3 protein-coding genes are annotated in these 1,953 nt (G+C 50.1%); all 3 read right to left on the bottom strand.

Annotated elements, in window-relative coordinates:
* Positions 1–988 (bottom strand): AI-2E family transporter (locus CPT76_RS21390; protein WP_105444405.1); only part of this gene is annotated, 988 nt, incomplete at its 3' end.
* Between the two features lie 380 nt (positions 989–1,368).
* Positions 1,369–1,575, bottom strand: coding sequence for a hypothetical protein (locus CPT76_RS21385; protein WP_076169641.1), 207 nt, complete (start codon positions 1,573–1,575; stop codon positions 1,369–1,371).
* Positions 1,576–1,588: 13 nt separating this feature from the next.
* Positions 1,589–1,953: PRC-barrel domain-containing protein (locus CPT76_RS21380; RefSeq protein ID WP_105444404.1), on the bottom strand; the 365-nt coding region annotated here is incomplete at its 5' end.

Below are 1,953 nucleotides of genomic sequence, written 5' to 3'. Positions count from 1 at the left end.
GAATGAGTCCGACGACCCCTGCAATCTCTCCGCCGACCAAAAGGGCAAAAATAATCAGCATCGGGTGCAAATGCAGCTTCTTCCCCACGACCTGGGGCGATACGATATTACTCTCCAGGAGCTGGCACAGCCAGTTCACGATGATGACCATCAGCACCATTTTCCAGGATATCGTCGAAGCCATGACCACCGCAGGCGCCGCACCCAGGAACGGGCCAAGGTAGGGCACGATGTTGAATACCGCAACGATGCTCGCCATCAGCAGGGCATACGGCATGCCGACGATCATATATCCGATATAGGCCAGAATGCCGACGATGAGACACACCAGGAACTGCCCGCGGACATAATTCCCGAGCGCCTCATCGATCTCCTTCAGCAATCTGACGGAAGCCTTGCGCCGGGTGCGCGGCAGCAGCGATACGACCGCCCGCTCAAAAACGTCGAAGTCCTTTAATATGTAGAAAATCAAAAACGGGATGATGAAAATGTTCAGCACGATGTTAATGGTACTGCCAATATGGTCCATGAAATTGGAAATGCCTTTGGCCAGCCGGTCCTCCCACTGCAGCAGCCACTGATCCACGCCCTCCTTAATCCCCACCGGAACCCCCCGATTATCCAGGTTGTTCATGATGTTCTGGGCATGCATCGTCATCTCCGGCAAATGCTCGTTCAGTTCCTCCATCTGCTCGATCAGCATCGGGATCAGATTGATCAGAATCACAGCAAGGCAGGTCAGAAAGACGGCGTAAATGAGCAGCACGGCGATTCCCCTCGGCATTTTCCGCGCGGCCAGCATGCTTACTACCGGATTGAGCACATAGGAAATGATCATCGCCACGACAAAGGGGGCCAGGATCGCTTTTAGAAATTGATAGATATTCATGAACATCGGCCGCAGCAGCCAAACGAAATACAGAATAATCAGACCGAGCAGGACCCAAATCATCCCCCGGAACCATTTATTAGCCGTCAGTTTATCCACCCTTGTCTCCTCCTTCCGGACGTGCTGTCAAGTTAGTATATGTCCCGAAATTCGAATTTAACCTATTGGCGGCCTTAGGAGGAGAACTATGGGTAAACGCAAAGAAACCCGGATACCGGCGTCCGCCATGGAGGCAAAAACGGGTACGGGTTTCCAAGATGACGGCAATAAGACCGTGTATGCTTCTTCCGCTGTGGGTGCTATGTAACCAATAATAGGGATTGAAGCTGCCGGGTGAATCCCCCTTGCGGGCCGTGGTTAAGTGAAGACAAACCACAATTAGCGGAAGGGGCGGCTCCATTTACGCAGCATAAATCAGAAAAATATTCGTTAGGACCCGCGGGTCTGCGGAAATTTTCTGACCGGTACATGCATATTGTTTAAGAGGAAGCGTGCAGATGAGGAAAATCCTGAGGAATCTCCTCAAAGAACAAATCGTCCAGCGAGCTGAGCGTACCGTCCTCTTCTACCTGGTATACGGACATTTTCTCCCCGTTCACCGTCAGTTCAATAAAGCAGCCCCAGCAGTAAAATTGGTGGGAACCGATTTTTCCTATATCTTTGGAATTGCAGTTAGGACATCTCATATTCATTGATCACCTATCCGTTAACAGAATTAATGGCTTTTTCCAAACGCTGTTCGCTCATAGGAGGAACCATGACCGCATTCTCCCCTATGGACATTTCCGTGGTGCAAGGCAGCCATTTCCGCCCTTCGATCAAATCCGAAACAAATCCGTCGCTTATTTCGAGACCTAATATTGTATTTCCCATTTCCTGGTCAAAATAAACGTCCGTCACTTTACCGAGCATCGTACCGTCCTCAGTAAGCACGTCCAGATCCTTTAATTTATTTTTACCCAAAAGATAGGTGTATTGTATGTCGTCGGCATCCGTCTTGCGAACAGCCTGTTTATTACGAATCATCACAGCATCTTCGCCATAAGCAACGACGTCCTCCCAGG

This window comes from Paenibacillus sp. AR247 (assembly GCF_002968895.1).
Classification (GTDB): domain Bacteria; phylum Bacillota; class Bacilli; order Paenibacillales; family Paenibacillaceae; genus Paenibacillus_AQ; species Paenibacillus_AQ favisporus.
The sequence above is the reverse complement of the archived record's forward strand: the minus strand, read 5'-3'. Positions and strand labels throughout refer to the sequence as shown.

Coding starts and splice junctions, on each gene's coding strand:
- CPT76_RS21385 (WP_076169641.1), bottom strand. CDS start 1,575: ATGAGATGTCCTAACTGCAATTCCAAAGATATAGGAAAAATCGGTTCC.